The sequence below is a fragment of the Aureimonas sp. AU20 genome, from assembly GCF_001442755.1.
Classification (GTDB): Bacteria; Pseudomonadota; Alphaproteobacteria; order Rhizobiales; family Rhizobiaceae; genus Aureimonas.
Map to the genome: position 1 here is coordinate 874087 of NZ_CP006367.1, position 20490 is coordinate 894576.

The 20490-nt window shown below is 66.7% G+C and carries 17 protein-coding genes and 2 pseudogenes; 6 read left to right on the plus strand and 13 right to left on the minus strand.

The window, feature by feature from the left end; genetic code table 11:
- The first annotated feature begins 144 nt into the window (after nt 1-144).
- Complete coding sequence (locus M673_RS24035; protein ID WP_148639966.1) at nt 145-528, plus strand: hypothetical protein; 384 nt, start codon at nt 145-147, stop codon at nt 526-528.
- A gap of 31 nt (nt 529-559) precedes the next feature.
- Complete coding sequence (locus M673_RS24040) at nt 560-796, plus strand: hypothetical protein (protein WP_148639967.1); 237 nt, start codon at nt 560-562, stop codon at nt 794-796.
- A gap of 70 nt (nt 797-866) precedes the next feature.
- On the opposite strand, the gene M673_RS04010 is transcribed toward M673_RS24040, so the two are convergent.
- The 3 genes and pseudogenes from M673_RS04010 to M673_RS04020 all read right to left on the minus strand — a co-directional run bounded on the left by M673_RS04010 (nt 867) and on the right by M673_RS04020 (nt 5741).
- Nucleotides 867-3782 (minus strand): chemotaxis protein CheB, encoded by a 2916-nt coding sequence (locus tag M673_RS04010; RefSeq protein ID WP_061973767.1) that lies wholly within the window; start codon nt 3780-3782, stop codon nt 867-869.
- 728 nt (nt 3783-4510) lie between these two features.
- Nucleotides 4511-4747: pseudogene (locus M673_RS04015) on the minus strand (FAD-dependent oxidoreductase); the annotation flags it as partial.
- Between the two features lie 259 nt (nt 4748-5006).
- Nucleotides 5007-5741: a spermidine synthase gene (locus M673_RS04020; protein ID WP_061973771.1), complete on the minus strand. Its 735-nt coding sequence runs from the start codon at nt 5739-5741 to the stop codon at nt 5007-5009.
- Between the two features lie 158 nt (nt 5742-5899).
- Between M673_RS04020 and M673_RS24045 the strand changes: the two genes are divergently transcribed.
- Entirely contained in the window at nt 5900-6082 is a 183-nt protein-coding gene (locus tag M673_RS24045; protein ID WP_148639968.1) for a hypothetical protein, read from the plus strand.
- Nucleotides 6083-6107: 25 nt separating this feature from the next.
- Here M673_RS24045 and rsgA read toward each other — a convergent pair whose 3' ends face one another.
- Nucleotides 6108-7145, minus strand: coding sequence for a ribosome small subunit-dependent GTPase A (gene rsgA, locus M673_RS04025; protein ID WP_061973773.1), 1038 nt, complete (start codon nt 7143-7145; stop codon nt 6108-6110).
- Between the two features lie 533 nt (nt 7146-7678).
- On the opposite strand from rsgA, the gene chrA reads away from it, so the two are divergent.
- Entirely contained in the window at nt 7679-8899 is a 1221-nt protein-coding gene (chrA, locus tag M673_RS04030; RefSeq protein WP_061973775.1) for a chromate efflux transporter, read from the plus strand.
- A gap of 170 nt (nt 8900-9069) precedes the next feature.
- Here chrA and M673_RS04035 read toward each other — a convergent pair.
- The 9 genes and pseudogenes from M673_RS04035 to M673_RS04075 form a co-directional block, all read right to left on the minus strand.
- Nucleotides 9070-9411: pseudogene (locus tag M673_RS04035) on the minus strand (transposase); the annotation flags it as partial.
- Nucleotides 9412-9477: 66 nt separating this feature from the next.
- The gene (locus M673_RS04040) at nt 9478-10233 is read right to left on the minus strand and encodes a glucose 1-dehydrogenase (RefSeq protein ID WP_061973779.1); all 756 of its coding nucleotides are present in this window, start codon (nt 10231-10233) and stop codon (nt 9478-9480) included.
- On the minus strand, nt 10230-10649 hold the full coding sequence (locus tag M673_RS04045) for an ester cyclase (protein ID WP_061973781.1): 420 nt from the start codon (nt 10647-10649) through the stop codon (nt 10230-10232). The genes M673_RS04040 and M673_RS04045 overlap by 4 nt, the downstream gene beginning before the upstream one ends.
- Before the next feature lie 33 nt (nt 10650-10682).
- A complete protein-coding gene (locus M673_RS04050; RefSeq protein ID WP_061973783.1) occupies nt 10683-11279 on the minus strand; it encodes a glutathione S-transferase family protein in 597 nt (198 codons plus the stop codon).
- Entirely contained in the window at nt 11279-12235 is a 957-nt protein-coding gene (locus M673_RS04055; RefSeq protein ID WP_061973785.1) for a glutathione S-transferase family protein, read from the minus strand. Before M673_RS04055 ends, M673_RS04050 begins: the two co-directional genes overlap by 1 nt.
- A 48-nt stretch (nt 12236-12283) precedes the next feature.
- Nucleotides 12284-13489 carry an iron-containing alcohol dehydrogenase gene (locus tag M673_RS04060; RefSeq protein ID WP_061973787.1) on the minus strand — a complete coding sequence of 402 codons (1206 nt, stop codon included), beginning with the start codon at nt 13487-13489 and terminating at the stop codon, nt 12284-12286.
- A gap of 173 nt (nt 13490-13662) precedes the next feature.
- A complete protein-coding gene (locus tag M673_RS04065) occupies nt 13663-15129 on the minus strand; it encodes an aldehyde dehydrogenase family protein (protein ID WP_061973789.1) in 1467 nt (488 codons plus the stop codon).
- Nucleotides 15130-15417: 288 nt separating this feature from the next.
- Entirely contained in the window at nt 15418-16365 is a 948-nt protein-coding gene (locus M673_RS04070) for a LysR family transcriptional regulator (protein ID WP_061973791.1), read from the minus strand.
- Nucleotides 16366-16708: 343 nt separating this feature from the next.
- Nucleotides 16709-17857 (minus strand): CaiB/BaiF CoA transferase family protein, encoded by a 1149-nt coding sequence (locus M673_RS04075; RefSeq protein WP_061973793.1) that lies wholly within the window; start codon nt 17855-17857, stop codon nt 16709-16711.
- A 247-nt stretch (nt 17858-18104) separates the two neighbouring features.
- On the opposite strand from M673_RS04075, the gene M673_RS04080 reads away from it, so the two are divergent.
- Both M673_RS04080 and M673_RS04085 read left to right on the plus strand, forming a co-directional pair.
- Nucleotides 18105-18950 carry an HpcH/HpaI aldolase/citrate lyase family protein gene (locus tag M673_RS04080; RefSeq protein WP_061973795.1) on the plus strand — a complete coding sequence of 282 codons (846 nt, stop codon included), beginning with the start codon at nt 18105-18107 and terminating at the stop codon, nt 18948-18950.
- Nucleotides 18947-20488: a fumarate hydratase gene (locus tag M673_RS04085; protein WP_061973797.1), complete on the plus strand. Its 1542-nt coding sequence runs from the start codon at nt 18947-18949 to the stop codon at nt 20486-20488. Before M673_RS04080 ends, M673_RS04085 begins: the two co-directional genes overlap by 4 nt.
- Nucleotides 20489-20490 lie beyond the last annotated feature (2 nt).

Below are 20490 nucleotides of genomic sequence, written 5' to 3' on the forward strand. Positions count from 1 at the left end.
ACAGAGCGCTCGCATCTCAACCATTATCTGTGACCAGAACCATTGATTGACATCGAAACTCTGCGAAGTTGTACTGGCCTCTTGGGGAGAGCGGCAATGATGAGGCCAGAGGGAGATGCAGAGGTTTGGCGCGAGGTCGCTCAGATGGAGCGGTCGCGGCTCAAAGCACTGCTGCAAATTTCGCAGGAGACCTGCCGCAACTTAGCATCAGCTCAACAACAACTATCAGAAGTGTTGAGCCGCACACGCGAGCTTGTAGCCATCAGCTGCCGGGAACGGATCTTAAGGCATCAGGTGCCTTGCCAGATCGCGGTGGAGCCGAATAACTTTCTGGATGTGATGGATTCTACGGGTCTATCCGAAGTCGAACTGCCTGCCGTCGTCGATACATTGATCGAACTGTACCAGAACGCTACAGCATTGGGAGATGAGGAGGCGGCAGCTCTGACCGCACGTGCCTTACGTTATATCGGGCATCATCTTGCAAAAGAACTGGGTCCTCGGGAGTCTGGCGTTCTTTTAAATTAACGGACTGGTTTTGGTCTCTCGGAGGTGCGGCATGCGCGATCTGGATCGCATCGAGCTTTTGCGTCGTATCTCTGATGCCCTGAGTATGCCCCCTGACCAGCTAATGCGCTCTTCAGAGGAGGCACACTCAGAACACCCGGCCTTAACTGACCTTCATCGGGTGATTGTCGCCGTCCTCTCTTTGAAAGATCCCCTTAGTCGCCGTCGCGTCATCGAGGAGTTCGAGACATCCGTGCGGGCGGTGGGGCAAGCAACGACATCACAGTGAGAGTGCCGCCGAGACGTCTGCAGGCCGACCGTTCCAGCTGACCTGCAAGAATTCATCGATAAACGCTTGGTCAGATCTTTATCCAAGGCAGAGCATCTTTGTCCTTGGAGCGCTCCATAACGATGCGCATAGTGCCGATCCACTCGATTACCTTGCCAGCGGGATCGCGGATCGGCACCGCACGCGACAGCGTCCCGCCAAGACCGCCATCAGGAAGCTGGATGCGGTGCTCTAGTTCAAACATTTCCCCCGTCTCGACTGCGCCGCGGATCGCCTCCAAGACGAGGATGCGATCTGGCCCTGCTACATAGGCATCAAGCCACCGCGACATAGGCTGATCGGTGCTGGAAACGAAGGCGTTGTCGTTCACGAAAAGAAGCTGGCTCCAGTCGGCGTTCGTCCGATACACCACATCGGCGCTTGCCATGATAAAGGCGCGCAGCCGGGCCTCGCTCTCACGCAGCGCCAGTTCGGTCCGTTTGCGCAAGGAGATGTCGTCGAAGGTGATCACCACTCCCTCCACACGATCGTCAAGCGTTCGATAGAGCCTGACACGTACCATCAACCAACGCCCGTCGCGGCTGCTGACCTCTTCCTCGATCGGCTTCAAATCGCGCAGGACGCACCGCACGTCGCGCTCGAGGCCATCGTAGGCGAGGTGGTGTGTGAAGTCGGTAATGACGCGCCCGACATCCCCTTGCGCGACGTTGAAGAGAGTTGCCACAGGCGGCGTGAACATGCGGATGCGCAGGTTCGTATCGAGAAACAGCGTCCCAATTTCGGAGGAAGCGGTCAGGTTCTGTAAATCGTTGTGGGAAGCAGAGATAACCGACAACTTGTCTTTCAGCTCGGCATTGACGGTCTGCAACTCCTCGTTGATCGAATGGAGCTCCTCCTTGGAGGTCTCCAGCTCCTCGGCGGTAGACCGGTACTCCTCGTTCAGGGACTGCAATTCTTCGTTTGCCGCGCGTAGATCCTGTACCACCGCCTCGTACTCGCGGCGCATTGCCTCGCCACGGTGCTGTGCTTCGCGAAGCTGGTCGAGCACCCGCTGCAGTTCGCCCGGGGGAGCATCGGCGCTCGCATCGTCCTCCGACGTCTCCCATCGATCGTGCTCCAGAAAGCTGACGATCGCGCGCGGTGCGCCGCCGGCAGCCGGAGGAACAGGCGCCACATGGAGTACGACGCCGCGACGAACAGTATCGAACTGGACCCCGATCGAACGTGTCAGCGTGGATTCGCCGTGGTCAAAGGCACGCTCCAATGCGACTTGCAGATCGAGGCTGAGCTCGTGCCTCACGATGTGAAGCAACTTGTTCGTGGACGGCCCACCCGGCATCGCGATGAAGCGTCCAGCTCTCGGCGATAGATGGAGGATCGTATGTTCGGCGTCCACGAGCGCGCTAGGGGGGGCTCTCGCCTCCAATGCTGCCGCGTGCATCGCGCCGAGAAGCTCGGCAGCATCGATCCGCTCCGCAATGGGTCGTGGTGCGGGAGCCGGCGACCGATAGGGTGCGAAGGCAGCCGAAAGCGGAAACGCGACCGAAGCGGCCTGCGGTTGTGAGAGGTAGAGGCGAGCCTCGCGATCCAGTGCGACGAAGAACCCCTGCGTGGTATCGGCGGCCTCGGCCGAGCCAAGAAAGAGGTAGCGGTTCGAGCGCAGGGCGTAGTGGAAGGTCGCGCAGACCTGCTGCTGCAGAGCTCGCTCCATGTAGATCATAACGTTTCGGCAAACCACGAGGTCGAGCCGCACGAAAGGGGGCTCGCGCACGACGCTGTGAAGCGAGAACAGAACAATGTCCCGGATTTCCGGCCCGACACGATAGTGCGTTCCCTCGTTCACAAAGAAGCGACGCAGCCGCTCGGGCGACACCTGAGCCTCGATCGTGTGCGGGTAGCGTCCCTCGCGTGCGGTGGCGAGGGCCCTCTCGTCCACATCGCTCGCAAATACCTGGATGGGTACGTGGACCTGGAGCCGGTCAGCTTCCTCCAGAAGCAGGATGGCAAGGCTGTAGGCCTCCTCGCCCGTAGCGCAGCCCACCACCCATGCCCGCACCTCGCCCGAGTCCCCGATCGCTTCAAGCAGTGGTCGGATGGCACGCCGGCGCAGTGCCTCGAATGCGGATGGGTCGCGAAAGAACATCGTGACCGAGATCAGTAGGTCGGCCAGAAGCTTGTTGGTCTCCTCTGGCGTCTGCTGCAGGAAACTGGCGTAATCCTCGATCTGCAGGATGCGGTGCATCTGCATGCGACGCGCGATGCGTCGTAGGACAGTCGCCCGCTTGTAGTTCGTGAAGTCGTGGCCGGTGCGCTGGCGCAGCAGGAGCAGGATGCGGCGTAGGTCGCCCGCGGCATCCTCACTTGGAATGGCGACCGTCGCCTTGCCGCGTGCGACCTCGGCGATGTGTCCGGCCAAGCGTGCGACCGGGGCAATGAAGTCGGCCGAGCCGGTCGTGATCGCGGCTAAAGGCATGCTGGGGAAGTCAGCCTCACTTGGTTCCTGCACCAGGATTGTGCCGCCAGCCTCCTTCGACGTTCGTACGCCCTGAGCTCCATCCGAACCGCCGCCCGATAGGATTACGGCGATCCCGTCTCCCCGTCCTCGTGCCACCGATCGCAAAAGAAGGTCGATCGGCGCGCGCTGTCCGCGCGGCTCCACGAACGGACGGGCCGCGACATCGTCACCGTCGATCACGAGTTCGCGATCGGGTGCAATGATGTAGACATGGTCGGGTTCGATCCGAAGGGTGTCCACCACCTGCTGCACCGGCATATTCGTGCAAGTGGCGAGGATCTCGGGTAGTGCGCTTGGGTGGTCCGGCGACAGGTGGATTACGACCACATAGGCCAGCCCCAGGTTGTCGGGCAGGTCCCGAAAGAGGTGTTGGAGAGCCACGATGCCGCCTGCGGACGCTCCAACCGCGCAGATCGGGGTCAGAACTATCGGAAGACTAGAAGACGGTTCGTGGTGGTCGTCCATGGCCATACGCACCCCTCAAGGCTTTAGGTTGTCTATGCTTCGCCGCCGCTACTTGCGGCAATGCGATGGATTTTGTGTCCGTCATCCGAGGCATGGATTATAGGCGAGAATGATCCCGTCGCGCAGTCCGGAGATCAATTGGTGGAGCTGACAATGGTCAGGGGCCGTCTCCGTCTCGAGGGTCGCCATGATGTCTTATCCTTGCTCCGGCTCTCGAATGCCCGAAAGCGCGATCCGCACCGGCATCGCCATGCCTGTTCACCTGAACGAAGATTGTCGGCTTTGGGGACGGAAGCATGTCGCATTCGTGCCATGGATGGGTCGTTTTCGGAACGGCAGCTTTCTACTCGAGCAACCCGAAAGCCGCCGGTCCGCTATCGGCCCGTATCTAAAACCGATCGGAAGGCAGCGGAGGGTGGTTTCCTGCCGGTCAGCTTTCGATCGCGAACACCGCGAAAGCCGACATTCGTCGTACGGCAGGAGCGACGTTTCCGACGCCTTGAACTGAAGCAATCGCTCGGGGCAAGCTACCGAGCCCGGAAGTTCAAAGGAAGCTGGACGTTGACGAATCGGCAGATAATCGACCGCACCGAATGGGCCGAGGATGAACGCCTTTGGCAAGGCGAATTCGAGGGCAGCGCCTTCGGCACCGGCCTCTCCGTCATGTTCTTCAGCACCGAAACGCCGGGACGGGGCCCCAAGCCTCGCTCGCACCCTTATGATGAGGTGTTCATCAGGGGGCTGTCCGGGTCGAGAAGCAGGGAGCTGATGTTCCTGAGGACCGCAGGGGTTCCGACAGGGATGATGGCATAGTCCGCGACAGTGCCGGCGTTTCCGTAGGAGGCCCCCGATCCGGGCTCATTCGGCTCGATCAGGACCACTTCATGCCCATCGGAGCGAAGCTGCAGGGCGGTCGTCAGTCCGATCACACCGCCGCCGATGATCGCGATTTCGGTCGATACGTTTTCCATCGAGTTGATCTTGCTCACCGGAGATCACCGCCTTGCCGGTGGCGTGACAAGCATGCGCCAGGTCGCCGGCAATGACCGACCGGAAGTGCATCAACAAGCGATCCAAATCGCGGTGAAAGCCGTTAGATCGGCTTTGCTCCCAAACCTGAACGTCCGCTCCTGAGGAAGGCGAATGCCATTCCAAAGGTCCGCTTGAGGTCGGAAGCGGATTGGCCACCTTCGCGAGTCCAATCGTCACGCCACGAATGGGCTCGGCTGGTTACGCGCCTCCGGTTTTCGGAGCGCCTAGCTTGGGAATTTTCGCGGAACGAGGCTCAGGCTGCCGGTCTGCCTTCGTGGCGAACCAGAGGACATGCTTTGTCCCGCGTCCGCGTCCGGCCTTCACGCGCATCTCCTCCACCTGGAAGCCGGCGCGGCCAAGGCGCGCGGTGAAGGCCGGGTCTGCCCCTTGTGACCAGATGCCAAGGATACCGCCCGGCGTCAGCGCCTGCAGGGAGACGGCAAGGCCCGCCGGCCCATAGAGCCGATCATTGCCGCTTCGCGTCAGGCCGCCCGGCCCGTTGTCGACGTCGAGGAGAATGGCGTCGTAGGCACCGCGTGCCCGGCCGATCGTCTCTGCCACATCTTCCACGGCAATGGCGACGCGGGGATCCGTCAGCGTTTCACCGAAGACATCGGCCATCGGCCCCCGCGCCCAGTCCACGACGCCCGGCACGAGTTCGGCGACGGTGACGCTGGCCTCCGGCGCGAGGTTCGCCAGCGCGGCACGCAGCGTGAAGCCCATGCCGAGGCCACCGATCAGGACGCGCGCAGCTTTGCGTGGGCCGATCCGCTCTGCCGCAATCGTGGCTAGGGCCTCCTCCGAGCCGCTGAGGCGGCTGTTCATCAGCTCGGTGCCGCCGATCATGATGGAATATTCCGAGCCGCGCCGCATGAGACGCAGTTCGCCGCCGCCCGGAACGGGTGCGATTCCGAGCGGCACCCAGGGGATCAACGGCCAGTCCTCTCGGCAAGGGCGCTCGGGCGCTCAGCTTCGGCGACGTGGAGAAGAGCGGTCATAGGCAGGCTCGCTGTGGCATCTCAAGCATTATCCCAGGCAAAACGTATCCGCTTTGCCTGGGATAATGAGGAAAAATCAGAAAACCGAGAAGCATGTCCGGTGAACCCTTCTTCACCGGACATGCTTCTCGGCGCCTCACTGGTAACGCGCCGGCGCAGAGCCCGCGAGGGATTTTGCGATCCTATGGCACGCCCATCGCCGTGGATGTCGGACACCTCAGTGTGCTGCTCGGCGCGACCCTTGCAGCTAGAGCGCTGACGGCGATCTTTCTGTGAAACGGCGACAGTCTCGGACGAGCTTTCAGCGTCGCTTGCCGCGGCCCCCGCCGACCGGACCGCCTGCCGCTCGGGTCTTGGTCCGGTCGTTCTGCGCGTTCTCGTTCTGGAGAAGACGCCAGCGTTCCAGGCGCTGAGGATCGACGGTGCCCTCCGTCACGGCCGCGCGCACCGCGCATCCGGGTTCATGCTCATGGGTGCAGTCGCGGAAGCGGCAGCGGGCCGCAAGTTCCGTGATCTCGGCGAACAGAACGTCCAGCCCGTCGGCGAGGTCGCTGACTTGCAAGGTGCGGATGCCGGGCGTGTCGATGACCCAGCCTCCTCCCAGGATGGGGTGGAGCGAGCGGGCTGTCGTGGTGTGACGCCCCTTGGCGTCCTGTTCGCGGATGGACCCGGTTTCTTGTGGCGGTTCCTCGGTCGCGCCGACCAGCGTGTTCACCAGCGTCGATTTGCCGACGCCCGACGAGCCGACCAGGGCGACCGTTCGCCCGCTCCCGCACCAGCGTGCGAGCGCGGCGACGGACTGTGCCGCCTTGGGGTGGACCACCACCACGTCGAGCCCGCGCTGCAGGGCACGGGCCCCGTCTTCGTAGGACGCGAGGTCCTCGGCCAAATCGGCTTTGGTCAACACGATCACCGGCTCGATGCCGGCTTGATTGGCCCAAGCGAGATACCGCTCGAGCCGCGCCGGACTAAAGTCCAGGTTGCACGATGTCACGATGAGGAGCGTGTCGATGTTCGCCCCGCCCAGCTGAGGGACGACGCTGCCCGAAACGCGACGCTCGATCACGGACCGGCGTTCGAGGCGACGGTGGAGACGCGCCGTAACGGGATCGACAAGAACGAAGTCCCCCACGGCGAAATGGCTGGTGTTGACGTCTGGTCCAAGCACCGGCTCGACTGGCCCATGCGCGGACAGGGCGGTCAGGCGCGAGCGGTGGACCCGAGCGATGCGAGCCGGCTCGAGCCCCGCATCGCCTGACGTGATCTGCTCAGCAAAGAATGCGCTCCAACCCAGCGCGATGAGGGGGTCATGCCCGGCGGATTGCGTCGGCGCGCTCAACGGCCAGCCCAATGCAATAGGACGGGCGCGTTCGAGTCCTGACTGGCGTGGTCACCCTTCGTTGCCATGATGTCTCGTTCCTGTTCGCTCAAGGCTTTTGGGTTCCAACGGGCTTTCCGTACCATCCCCTTCCATATCGTTGCGCGCGGGGTACGGGAACAGCAAACCTGTCCGGGCTTGGCTGTAGGCCCAATCCTGGTTCCGACTTGAACGCCTGTCCGAGACTCTCTGCGGGTTGGCTTGCGCGTGCTCACCGACCAGTTGGCGACCTACTCGGCCGGTACCGCCGGCGTCCAGTTCGGCTCGTTCGCGGAATGGCCGCTTATCGCGCCATGCGCCCGAAAGCTGCCTGTGTGCTTTCGGCCCGCATCTGAAACCGATTGGAAGGCAGGGGAGGGTGGATACCTGCCGTTAGACTTGATCAAGCGCGACGGACGAATGTCACGGACGTTTTGTACAACACGGTCAAAGGAGTGGGAGAGGGCGTGTCATTGTGACTGCGGCTTCTAGGGTTCAAAGTATTCGGAAGTGACATGACCGACCACGTCCATGGAGACCGAGACCGCGTTACGCGTGGAAGTTTCGGCGAGGTCTTCCGCGTCTTCCTGAAGCTTGGCCTAACCTCCTTCGGCGGACCCATCGCCCATCTCGGCTATTTTCGCGCAGAACTCGTTGAACGACGTCGCTGGATCGGCGAGAGCGGCTACGCCGACCTCGTCGCTTTGTGCCAATTCCTGCCCGGTCCCGCCTCGAGCCAAGTCGGCTTCGCGCTTGGGCTGCTGCGTGCGGGCTTCCTTGGAGCACTCGCCGCCTTCCTGGCCTTTACGCTGCCGTCGGCAATCCTGCTCGTCGCCTTTGCGTACGGGGCCGACGTGTTCGGCGGGCCGATCGGGCACGGCGTCATCTCAGGTCTCAAGATCGTCGCCGTCGCAATCGTCGCGCAAGCCGTGTGGGGCATGGCCCGCAGCCTTTGTCCGGACCGGGAACGGGCGACGATTGCGGTGGGCGCCGTCCTGGTGCTTGTGGTCTCGGGAGATGCGCTCGGGCAGATCGCCGCGATCGTCCTTGGCGCCCTCGCCGGTCTTGCCTGGTGCCGTGGAAGCGCGTTGGCGGCCTCCACTCAGCTATCGTTCGGCGTCTCGCGCAAGATCGGTATCGCCTGCCTGATCCTGTTCGCGACCCTGCTCGTAGGGCTACCTCTGTTGGCGTCGGGGGTAGGGTCGCAATCGCTGGTGGTGTTCAGCGCATTCTATCGATCCGGCTCGCTGGTGTTTGGGGGTGGCCACGTGATGCTGCCTCTGCTGGAAGCTGAGACCGTCCGAACGGGCTGGGTCTCCGCCGACGCGTTCCTTGCCGGCTACGGTGCAGCGCAGGCAATGCCGGGCCCGCTGTTCACCTTCGCCGCCTACCTCGGTGCGGTGCTCGGCCCCGCGCCCAACGCCGTCGTCGGCGCCACGATCGCGTTGGTGGCGATCTTCCTTCCCGGTTTTCTGCTGCTGCTCGCGGCGCTGCCGTTCTGGGATGTGCTGCGTGGACGGTCGAAGATGCAGGCGATCATGCGCGGGGTGAACGCCGCGGTCGTCGGAATCCTGGGGGCCGCGCTCTACGATCCGGTTTTCACAAGTGCTGTGGTCGACAGGCGCTCGTTCGCGCTTGCCCTGACCTGTTTCGCACTTCTGATGGTCTGGAATGCGCCGCCTTGGCTGGTCGTTCTGCTCGGTACGCTGGGGGGCATCCTCATCGGCGCACGATAAGACGGGATCAAGAGAACGACTGCTATCGAGCCCCGCGCTGCATCGTCCTGTGACTGTCTCGGGTCGAACGCGGACTGCCAGCTTTTGCTCGATCACACCGAAAGCGGACAGGCCGCTTTCGGCCCGAAACTGAAACCGATCAGAAGGCAGGGGAGGGTGGTTAGGGCCTTTTAGCGCCTGACCCAATCGAGGGCTGAGGGGGTGCAAAGGACGCCCAGGAAACTGGCAGCAGTCTTCTCGTGGCGTGTGGCGACGGCGCGCCATTCCTTCAGCCGAGCCCACAGCCGTTCAACCTTGTTGCGGTTGTTGGTGATCGAGTCTGGGCAGGCGACGGGCGCTTCGTGGCGGAGCGGCGGGATGGCGGGACGAGCGCCCATGTCCCAGATGTGATGGCGGAGGGCATGGCTGGTGGTGCCGCGGTCGGCCACGACCCATTTCGGGACGCCCGGCAGATGGTCCAAGAGCGGAACGGCGTGCGGCTGTTCGTGGGCCTGCACGGGTGCGAGGCTGAACAGGCCCTAGTTCATCCGAGCTCATTCAACGTAGCCAATGTCCCCGATCGAAAGGGCACACCACTTTCAGATGGTGCGTCCTCCATCCACCTCCAGCACCACGCCCGTCACAAACCGCGCGTCGTCCGAGGCGAGATAGAGGCAGGCGCCGGCGATGTCGTCGGGCTCCGAAAGGCGACCAAGCGGGATCGTGGCGATGAACTTCGCGCGGTTCTCCGGCGTGTCGGGCAGGCCCATGAAGCTTTCCAGAAGCGCCGTCGCGCCCATCACCGGCGCCACGGCGTTGACGCGGATGCCGCGCGGAGCGAGCTCGACCGCGAGCGAGCGGCTGAGCATGTTCACCGCGCCCTTGGAGCCGTTGTACCAGGTGAGGCCGGGCCGGGGGCGGATGCCCGCCGTGGACCCGATATTGAGAATGACGCCGCCGCCTTGGGCCGTGAAGGCCGACAGGCTGGCCTGGACCGAATGGTAGATCGACTTCACGTTGATCGCGAAGACGCGGTCGAATTCGTCCTCGCTCACCTCCTCCAGCGGCTTGTTGCGATGGGTCCAGCCGGCATTGTTGACGAGAATGTCGAGCCGGCCGCCATGGTCGACTGCCCTGGCGATGGCGCGGTCGAAATCGGCGCGGCGCGTCACGTCGCCCGCAAGGCTCGTGGCGGCCTCGCCGATCCGCTCGGCCACCCGTCGCCCGCCGGCTTCGTCGAGGTCGAAAATGGTGACGCGGGCCCCCTCGCGCGCGAAGCGCTCGGCAATGGCGGCGCCGAAGCCCGAGGCGGCACCCGTCACCAGCGCCGACTTGCCCTCGAGGCGCCCGCTCATATCGCGGACACGCCGAGCTGCTTGAGAAGGCCGAGATTGTCGAGCAGCGCCCAGTGCTCGACCAGCTTGCCGTCCTTAAACTCGAAAAGGTCGAGGACGCCGATATCGATGGGGCGGCCCGTGGCGGCAAGGCCCATCAGCTCGCCGCCATGCGTGCCCTTGACGCGCAGGCGCACCAGGACTTTCTCGCCCTCCGCGATCACGTCCTCGATCGGCAGTTCCATGTCGGGAATGCCGGGATGCAGCGCGTCGGCCAACTGCTTCACGCCGTCCGGCCCGCGCACCTCGAAAGGCAGTCCGGGGTCGTGGCGGCGGAAGGCGGGGTCGATATGGGTCTGCCACCAGGCCTCGTCCCGGCGCAGGAAGGCGGCGAAATAATCCCGCGCCAGCTGCTTGTTGGTCTCCTGTGTCGCCATGTCGTCCTCCCAGACTGTCGGCATTGCGGATCGTCAGACGTAAGGTTCGCTCGCCGCGAAGGCGGGCCGCGCGGCAACCTGGGCGCGCAGGGTGTCCAGCCGGGGCAGGGGCTCCAGCCAAGGCTCGCCGGCAAAGCGCAGGCGGAGATAGTCGAGCGCCACGATCGCGGTGATCACGGCGATGTCCGGCGTGCCGCCGCCATAGGCCGGCGGATCGGCCTCCAGGGCGCGGAAGCCCTCGACGATGGTGCGGCGGCGGCGCAGGCCGACCCGGTGCTCGCCGAAGTTCGGATCGACCTGCATCCGGTTGGTGACGATGTTGGCCATGGCGTCGATCACGCCCATGGCGCGGCCGGCGAGGCTGATCGTGCGGTCGAGCGGGCCGGCGAGGAGCGAGGGCTCCGGCCGCTTCCGCTCCAGCCACAGAAGGATCAGCAGGCTCTCGGTGATCGGCAGTCCCTCCTCGGTGGCAAGCGTCGGCACGCGCGCCGCCGAGTTGAGTTCCAGGAGTGCCGGCTCGTCGTTCCAAGGGTTGACGATCTCGGTCGCGGAAAGGTCGAAGCCCTTCTCGCCGAGCGCGATGCGGGCGACGCGCGCATAGGGCGAGGTCGTGTTGGTCAGAATGCGCATCAGGCCGCTGCCGCCGTCTTTTTGGTATCGGCCGCTTCCTCGCTGACGGCGCTGTAGCCGAAGCGCGGGAAGTGGACATGCACCGTGCCGCCGCGCTCGCTCTCGTGGCGGATCACCAGTTCGCGCGGATCGGCGGCCACCAGCACGCCGCGGATCGGATCATTGGCGTCGTCGGTGCGGATGGCGACCGTCTCGCCCGCCTCAAGCCCGCTCGGGTCGTCCACGGCCACGCCGCCCGTCGGCTCCGGGTCCGCTTCGCGGGCGATGCGAAGGGCGTCCTCGGCGCTCAAGGGGGAACGCTCGCCATGGCCGAGCGCGCTGACGCGCTCCATCCATTGGAGGATCGCCGGCGTGAAGGGCAGCAACCGGTCGGCCTCCGCGCCGGCGTGGGTGCGCACGAACCAGAGCGTGTGATAGGCGGAGAGATCGGCCGCCGAGGCGCCGGGGCCGAGCAGGAAGGCGCGACCGTCCCGCAGCATGTCGGCGAGATGGGACATCTGCGCGGAGACGCGCTGCCGGTTCACCGACAGATCGCGCACGGAGGCGTCCTTCGAGAAGTCGTGGCGCATGAAGGCGATGCGATCCTCGATGAATTCCGGCGGCACGCCGTCGCCGATGATCGAGGTCGCGATGGAGGCGGCGGGAAGGAAGGTGGTCGTGTCCGCCCACCAGGACAGGATCGCGGCCAGCCCCGCCTGCCCGCCGGGATAGAGCGTCGGCTCGGGAAAGCGGCGCTCCAGCTCGGCGAAGATCAGCGCCGTGTCGCAATAGATGTCGGCGCCGATCTGCAGGACCGGCGAGCGGCGATAGCCGGCGGTCAGCGGCACCGTGTCGGGCCGGGGCGGCCAGATCGGCGTTTCCACCGAGCGCCAGGCGAGGCCCTTGTGGCCGAAGGCAAGGCGCACCTTCTCGCCGAAGGGCGAGAGATCGTAGTGATGCAGGATGGGTTGGTCCATGGCACGTCCCTCCCAGAACGCGGCGACGGTTGACGGGGGCGGGCCGCCTCAGGCGAGGCAGCGCCGGAAGATCTCTTCGGCCTGGGCGACGGTCATCTTGCGCACCGAGGGGCAGGCGATGACCGTGTGGTCGTTGGCGGTCCTGGGGTCGAAGTCGCGCGCCGCGATGCCGGCATAGAGGCCCGGCACGGCGCGCTCGGCCATCTCGCGCACGCGCGCCTCGGGAAGCTGTGCGGGCGTGAAGCGCTGGGGGAAGCCGATGTCGCGGTAAAGGTCGCGGATGGCTTCGGCGCAGGCCTCGATCGTCTCGGTTCGTGTCAGCCCCGCCGTCTCCACCTCCAGCGCTTCGGCCAGCGGCTTTACCTTGTGCGGCAGGACCGCGAGGTTGAAGGCGGTGACATCGGGCAGGAGCACGCCGACGCCGTAGGGGTGGGGCAGGTCGAGATGGCCCTCCAGCGGCAGGGACAGGGCGTGGCCATGGCCGAGCCGGGCATTGCCGCAGGCGATGTTGGCCATGCAGGAGGCCATGAGATTGTCGCCGCGCGCCGCCTCGTCGTCGGAATTGATCGAAGCGCGCAACGAGCCGTATTGCAGGCGCACGGCGGCGATGGCGAGCGCATCGGTGATGGGCGAGCCGATGGCGCTGAAATAGGCCTCCACCGCATGGGTCAGCGCATCCACCGCCGGCAGCGCGGCGACGCGCATGGGCAGCGAGCGCAGCGTCACCGGGTCGAGGATCGCCGCATCGGGAAAGCTCAAGGGGCCGCCGCCGAGCAGCTTCAAGTGTCGCTCCTCGTCCTTGACGATGGTCCATTGCGAGACCTCGGAGCCCGAGCCCGCCGTGGTCGGCACCATGATCATCGGCAGGGCGCGCTTGTCGAACCGGCCGACGCCGGTGCATTCGGCCATGGGCTTATCGTTGGTCGCGACGATGGCGATGCCCTTGCCCGTGCACATCACCGAGCCGCCGCCGATGCAGACGACGCCGTCGATGCCCTCGCGGCGCACCCGCTGCCCCTGCGCGTCGATATGCGAGCAGCGCGCGTCGATGCCGCATTCGTCGAAGCGGGCGACGGCGAGCCCGGCCTCCTCGAGGGCGGCCAGAGCATCGGCATGGAATGGCTGCGTGGAGATGACGGGATCGGAGACGACGAGCACGCGGCGCATCTTCAGATCGCGCGCCAGCTGCCCTATCGTGGCGAGCGAGCCCGGTCCGGCGACGACGCGCGTCGGCATGTAGAACTGGCTGATCAACGACGGTTCCTCCCGAAACGCCGGAGCGACCTCGATCGCTGCTTGCTGGGCTGGCTGAAGAGTGACGCGGCCCGGGGCGGGGCCGCCAATAGGGCTTTTGTCCACCCGCCATCGCGCCCCGCTATGGCGCGGGGACGCTTGGGCGAGCGGCGCTGGCGCCCAACCGCGCGGCGTCAGCCGTGCTTGAGGATCGTGGTGCGCAGGGTCGAGACGTCGTGCAGCGCGGCGAAGCCCTTCTCGCGGCCATGGCCGGACTTCTTCATGCCGCCGAAGGGCAGCTCGATGCCGCCGCCGGCCCCGAAGGCGTTGATATAGACCTGGCCGGCCTTGATGCCGCGCGCCACGCGCATCGCGCGGTTGCCGTCATGCGACCAGACGGCGGCCATCAGGCCGTAATCCGTGCCGTTGGCCAGGCGCACCGCATCCGCCTCGTCCTCGAAGGGTAGGACCGACAGGACCGGGCCGAACACTTCCTTGGTCGCCAGCTCGTTGGCGCGCGGCACCGGCCCGTAGATGCGGGGCGCCACGAAGAAGCCGGCCTCCGGCACGCCCTCGGCCACCTGTCCCGAAGCCAGAACCGGCACGCCGCTTTCCTCGGCGCGGGCGAAGAAGCCCTCGATGCGCGCCTTCTGCGTGGCGTTGATGACGGGTCCGAGATCGCGGTCCATCTCGGGCGTTCCGGCGGTGAGCTTGCCGAAGCGGTCCGCCAGCGCCTCCACCACCTCGTCGTAGCGGCTGCGTTCGACCAGGACGCGCGAGCCCGCCGAGCAGGTCTGGCCGGCATTCTGCACCATGGTCGTGGCGATGGTGCTCGCCGCCGTTTCCAGGTCGGCGTCGCCAAAGAGGACGTGCGGGCTCTTGCCGCCGAGTTCGAGCGTGCAGCCGATGTGGTTTTTGGCCGCCGCGCTCTGGATCAGCGTGCCCACCTCGGGGGAGCCCGTGAAGGAGATGAAGTCGATGTCGCGATGGCCGGACAGCGCCGCGCCGGCCTCCTCGCCAAGGCCCGGCACGATGTTAAGCGCGCCTTCGGGGAAGCCGACCGAGGCCGCGAGTTCGGCAAGGCGCAGCGGCGTCAGGCAGGCGTCCTCGGCGGGTTTCACCACGCAGGCATTGCCCATGGCGAGCGCCGGGCCGACCGTGCGGCCGAACATCTGCGCGGGATAGTTCCAGGGAATGACATGGGCGGTGACGCCGTAGGGCACGCGCTCGGTGGTGACGAAATAGCCGGGCAGGAAGGGAATGGTTTCGCCATGCACCTTGTCGGCAGCGCCGCCGTAGAACTCGAAATAGCGGGCGGTCGCCACCATGTCGGCGCGCGCCTGTTTCATGGGCTTGCCGGTGTCGCGCGCTTCCAGAAGCGCCAGCTCCTCGGCATGGGACTCGATCGCCAGCGCCAGCTTGGACAGAAGCCGGCCGCGTTCGGTGGCCGAGAGCTTGCCCCAGGCGCCGCCTTCGACGGCCCGGCGCGCGGCCTTCACCGCGCGGTCGACATCCTCCGCCCCGCCGGCCGCGATCTCGGCGAAGACCAGCCCTTCCGCCGGCGCCACGACCTCGATCGTGCGACCGCTCGCGGCGGGGTGCCAGCGATTGTCGATGAAGACGCCCTGGGCGGCGCTGCGGGCGGGGGAATGGGCATTCATGGCAGGCGCTCCTCGAATCAAGGGCAGGGGGACACGGGCGCGCCGAACGGCGAGCTTGCCGCTCCAGACTTCTACTTTCGCCGCATCATCCGACGGCAAAGCGTGGCCGCTTTGCCTGGACATGCCTAGCCGTCCTCCACCGGCGCGCCCGCAATGCCGTTGGTATGGGAAGAGATATCCGCCTCGCCGGCCCGCCTCGCCAAGACAAGTTTGCGCTTTCCCGCATAGGCCGGACCTATGGCTCGCGCTTCGGCCCACGGGGAACGAAGAGGGAGAGGGAAGGCCGGCTCAGGCGCTGACGCGCATCTGCGCGCCGCTCCAGGCGCCCGAGCGCACGAGGTCGCGCAGCGTGCGCCGGCAGAGCTTCTCCACCGCTTGGACGGCATGGGAGAGCGGCCGGTCGATCGGCTCCACCAGATGCACCGTGCGCAGGAAGGCCGGCTCGAAGGGCCAGGCGCGCAGCGAGCCCTCCTCGGTCTCGCGCCGGATCGCATGGGCCGGCAGCACGGAATAGCCGAGCCCCTGCTCGACCAGCGACTTGATGGCGCCATAGGCGTCGATCTCGATGGCGGTGGCGAGTTGCACGCCATGGGCCGCCGCGCGCTCCTCCACGAGATCGCGTAACCCGTGGCCGGGGCTCGGCAGGATGAGGGGGAGGTCGGCCAGCCGGGCGACGGGCACGCTGCTGCCGGTCGCCGGCAGGGCGCCGGCATCGGGATCGGCGGCAGGGCCGAACAGATGCAGCGCTTCCGAGAGGAGGCCGATGGACCGCAGGCCGCGATCCTCGACGAAAGCGTAGAGCAAGCCGAGATCGACCCGCCCGAGGCGCAGCCAGTCCAGGACATAGCCGCTCATCGCCTCGGCGATCCGCAGCTTCACCTTGGGCAGTTCCGCCTGGGCGGCGAGGACGAGGGGCACGCCCAGAACCTGCGCGATCGAGGAGGGCAGGCCGAGGCGCACCTCGCCCGCCGGCTCGGCGCCGCTGCCCCGGATCTCGCGCTCGGCCTCCTCGAACTGCGCGACGATGGCGCGGGCGTTGCGCAGAAGAATTTCGCCCGCCTCGGTCGGCTGCACGCCCTGCGGCGTGCGAAACAGGAGCGGCACGCCGAGATCGGCTTCCATGTTGCGGATGTGGAGGCTGAGCGACGGCTGGGCGACGTTGAGCTTCCCGGCCGCGCGCGAGATCGACCCGCTCTCGACGATGGCGACGAAATATCTGAGCTGCCTGACATCCACACGCGATTCCTCCCGGCGCGGAGCCTAGAGGCGGACGGGAATCCTGGATAGGTCTCGTGTCCGATCGGTGAGGATCGGACGGGCGGCCGCCGGGGATGACGTCGCCCCTGCGGCGTCTTGGGCCATCCGCCCGAACGACCGGAGGGCATCGGCGGCTCGGCCGACGGCCCCGAAACGCCGGGCCGATCCGCAGCCGCAAGTGGCTTCGCAGACGCAATCCACCCGCTCTTCCAGGCCGGTCGGTGCGGGCGGCCTGAGAGATCGGCGAGGGGCCCTGGCAGGCCATCGCTGGCTCTCCAGACCGGACGGCCAAAGCCTTGCGACCAATCGATGCGGCGCGGCGTCAGGCCGCGCTATGGAGGGAGCCGGAGGGGGCGAACTCGGCGCGCAGCGCTTCGCTCTGCTGGCCGAGCGCGGGAACGGGGCGGAACGCCGGGGCCTCGCCGTCGAAGCGCGCGCCGGGCGCGAGATAGCGCACCGGGCCGGCGGGCGTCTCCACCGTGACGAAGCGGTTCTGCGGATGGTCGGCGAGGTCCTGCATGGAGCTGACACGGCCATAGGCGATGCGGGCGCGCTCCAGCCGCTCGATCATCTCGGGTCGGTCGGCTTTCGCAAAGGCGCCGGTGACGATGGCGTCGAGCCGCTCTCGGTTGGCGACGCGCCGGCTGTTGTCGGAGAATTGCGGATCGCTCGCCACCTCCGGCGCCAGCAGAACCTCGCGACAGAGATTGGCCCATTCGCGCTCGTTCTGGATGGAGAACAGAACGGCGGCGCCGTCGCGGCAGGCATAGGCCCCATAGGGCGCGATGGTCGGATGGTTCAGACCGGAGCGCGCCGGCTCCTTGCCGCCATAGACATATTGGAGATACGGCACGTTCATCCAGTCGGCGAGCGCATGGAAGAGCGAGACGTCGATATGGCGCCCTTGCCCCGTCCGTTCGCGGCCGAGCAGCGCCTGCAACACGGCCTGGAAGGCCGTCATCCCAGCCGCGATGTCGCAGACCGAGACGCCGACCCGCGCCATGCCCTGCTCGTTGCCGGTGATAGCGGAGAGGCCGCTCTCGGCCTGGACCAGGAGATCATAAGCCTTCAGGTCGCGGTACGGTCCCTCGTCGCCATAGCCGGAGATGGAGCAGGTGACGAGGCGCGGGTTTTGCCGTCGCAGCTCGGCCGGGGCGAAGCCCAGCTTGTCGATGACGCCGGGCGCGAGATTCTGGACGAAGACGTCGGCGCGCTCGATCATGGCGGCGAGGACCGCCTTATCGGCGGGCGCCTTCAAGTCGAGGCAGACGGATTCCTTGCCCCGGTTCAGCCAGACGAAGTAGGCGCTCTCGCCTTTCACCAGATGGTCGTAGCCGCGCGCGAAATCGCCCTCCGGCCGCTCCACTTTGATGACACGCGCGCCGGCATCGGCCAGACGGCTGGACAGATAGGGCGCCGCCACCGCCTGCTCGACCGAGACGACGAGAAGATCCTTGAGATCGGTGTTCACCGACGCCGCTCCCGCAAATGACTGGACAGGGTTCGCATGGCGCCCAGCCTAGCGTCGGCGTTTGTCGCTCCGCCAATAGCGATGTCCTTGCTCGCCCATAGCGCCCTTCTATGGCGCCGCCATAGGCGCGGCCTATGCCCGATAGCGCGAAAGCTTATTTCCATGTTGGAGCCGGTGGACGCACATCGGATGGAAGCATTCCAGACGAGGGGCCGTTCGGGAGGCCCTTGAGGGGAGGGGGAGAGCCATGCCGTCCGCCGTCGAGGCCGCCACCCTGTTTCTCTTCGTGCCGGCCGACCGGCCGGAGCGCTTCGCCAAGGCCTTCGCCGCCGGGGCAGACGCGGTGATCCTCGATCTGGAGGATGCCGTGGCAGCGGACAGGAAAGGGCTCGCCCGTGTGGCGCTGCGCGAGGCGACATCCGCTATCGGGGAGGCGTCCTGCCTGGTGCTCGTGCGCCTCAACGCCGTCGGCTCGCGCGAGCACGAGGCGGATCTGGCGCTCGCCGCAGCCCTGCCGCTTTCTGCCGTGATGCTGGCGAAAAGCGAACGGGTCGAGGAGGTGGCCACGGTCGCGACGGCGACCCGCCACCCCGTCGTCGCCCTGGTGGAAAGCGCGGCTGGCCTTGCCAATGCGCGGGCGCTGGCGCAGGTCAGCGCGCGCCTCGCCTTCGGCTCCTTCGACTTCGCCGCCGATCTCGGCTGTCGTCACACGCGCGAGGCTCTGCTCCTCGCCCGGCTCGAACTGGTGCTGGCCAGCCGGCTCGCCGGCCGCCCGGCGCCGATCGACGGGGTGACGGCCTCGACGCGCGACGAGGCCGAGATCGAGGCCGATGCGGCCCATGCCGCCGCGCTCGGCTTCGCCGGCAAGCTGCTGATCCATCCCGCCCAGATCGCCCCCGCCGCGCGGAGCTTCGCACCGGCGGAAGGCGAGATCGCCTGGGCCGAGCGCGCGATCGCGGCCGGGCAGGGCGGCGGCGCCGTCGCGCTGGACGGGGAGATGGTGGACGCGCCCGTGCTCCTGAGGGCGCAGGCGATCCTGCGCGCGGCGCGACGGATCACGGACAAGGCCACCACGGGAAAGATTTCGGCATGAGCACGAAGGCCCCGATCCGCGAGGCGGATTTCATCTCCTCCGTCGCCGACGCGCTGCAGTATATCGCGGTGTTCCATCCGCCGAGCTTCGTTCAAAGCCTTGCGGAAGCCTATGCGCGGGAAGAGAGCCCGGCGGCGCGCGACGCGATCGGCCAGATCCTGGTCAACTCGCGCATGGCCGCCTTCGGTCGGCGGCCGATCTGCCAGGACACAGGCACGGTGAACGTCTTCGTCAAGCTCGGCATCGGGGCGCGGATCGAGACGGCGCGCCCGCTCGCCGACCTCGTCAACGAAGGCGTCGCCAAGGCCTATACCGACGCCGACAATCCGCTGCGCGCCTCGATCGTCAAGGACCCGCTCTTCGGCCGCAAGAACACGGGCGACAACACGCCCGCCGTTGTGCATGTCGATGTCGTGGCCGGTGACGAGGTCCGCGTCACCGTCGCGGCCAAGGGCGGCGGTTCGGAGAACAAGGCCAAGTTCGCCAATCTCGCGCCGGCCGCCTCGGTCTCGGACTGGGTGGTCCAGACGGTGGAGACGCTGGGCGCCGGCTGGTGCCCGCCGGGGCTGCTCGGCATCGGCGTCGGCGGCACGGCCGAGAAAGCCATGCTCATGGCCAAGGAGTCGCTTCTCGAGCCGATCGACATGGCCGAACTGATCCGGCGCGGCCCAGCCTCATCGCTGGAGGAGATGCGGCTCGACATCTACGAGCGCGTCAACGCGCTCGGCATCGGCGCGCAGGGGCTGGGCGGGTTGACGACGGTGGTGGACGTGAAGATCCGCTCCTATCCCTGCCACGCCGCCTCGAAGCCCGTCGGCCTCATTCCCCAATGCGCCGCCGACCGGCATCTCACCTTCACGCTGGACGGCTCCGGCCCCGCGCGGCTCACCCCGCCCGATCTGTCTCTCTGGCCCGAGATCGACCGGGGCGAGCAGACGGCACAGGCGCGACGCGTCGATCTCGACCGTTTGACGCGCGAGGAGGTGGCCAGTTGGCGGGCCGGCGAGACGCTGCTCCTGTCGGGGCGGATGCTGACCGGCCGGGATGCCGCGCACAAGCGAATGGCCGACATGATCGGGCGCGGCGAGTCGCTGCCGGTCGATCTCAAGGATCGGGCGATCTACTATGTCGGCCCGGTGGACGCAGTGCGCGACGAGGTGGTGGGCCCCGCCGGCCCGACCACGGCCACCCGCATGGACGGCTTCACCGACCTCGTCCTGGACGCCACCGGGCTCCTCGTCATGATCGGCAAGGCCGAGCGCGGGCCAGCCGCGATCGAGTCCATCAAGCGCCACGGCGCGGCCTATCTGATCGCGGTCGGCGGCGCGGCGTATCTCGTCTCCAAAGCGGTCAAGCAGGCCCGCGTCCTCGCGTTTGCCGATCTCGGCATGGAGGCGATCCACGAATTCGTCGTGGAGGACATGCCCGTAACGGTCGCGGTGGACGCGCAGGGGCATTCGATCCACCAAACGGGTCCCTCGCAATGGCGCAAGCCCCGCCTCACTCTCGGCGGTGCCGCAGCTGAACGTGTGACCTGAGA

Excerpts from the sequence above, each read along its gene's own strand:
- M673_RS24035 (WP_148639966.1), top strand. The coding sequence starts at position 145 with ATGGAGCGGTCGCGGCTCAAAGCACTGCTGCAAATTTCGCAGGAGACC.
- M673_RS24040 (WP_148639967.1), top strand. The coding sequence starts at position 560 with ATGCGCGATCTGGATCGCATCGAGCTTTTGCGTCGTATCTCTGATGCC.
- M673_RS04085 (WP_061973797.1), top strand. The coding sequence starts at position 18,947 with ATGAGCACGAAGGCCCCGATCCGCGAGGCGGATTTCATCTCCTCCGTC.
- M673_RS04050 (WP_061973783.1), bottom strand. The coding sequence starts at position 11,279 with ATGCGCATTCTGACCAACACGACCTCGCCCTATGCGCGCGTCGCCCGC.
- M673_RS24045 (WP_148639968.1), top strand. The coding sequence starts at position 5,900 with ATGTCCGGTGAACCCTTCTTCACCGGACATGCTTCTCGGCGCCTCACT.
- M673_RS04065 (WP_061973789.1), bottom strand. The coding sequence starts at position 15,129 with ATGAATGCCCATTCCCCCGCCCGCAGCGCCGCCCAGGGCGTCTTCATC.
- M673_RS04055 (WP_061973785.1), bottom strand. The coding sequence starts at position 12,235 with ATGGACCAACCCATCCTGCATCACTACGATCTCTCGCCCTTCGGCGAG.
- M673_RS04080 (WP_061973795.1), top strand. The coding sequence starts at position 18,105 with ATGCCGTCCGCCGTCGAGGCCGCCACCCTGTTTCTCTTCGTGCCGGCC.
- M673_RS04010 (WP_061973767.1), bottom strand. The coding sequence starts at position 3,782 with ATGGCCATGGACGACCACCACGAACCGTCTTCTAGTCTTCCGATAGTT.
- M673_RS04045 (WP_061973781.1), bottom strand. The coding sequence starts at position 10,649 with ATGGCGACACAGGAGACCAACAAGCAGCTGGCGCGGGATTATTTCGCC.
- M673_RS04040 (WP_061973779.1), bottom strand. The coding sequence starts at position 10,233 with ATGAGCGGGCGCCTCGAGGGCAAGTCGGCGCTGGTGACGGGTGCCGCC.
- chrA (WP_061973775.1), top strand. The coding sequence starts at position 7,679 with ATGACCGACCACGTCCATGGAGACCGAGACCGCGTTACGCGTGGAAGT.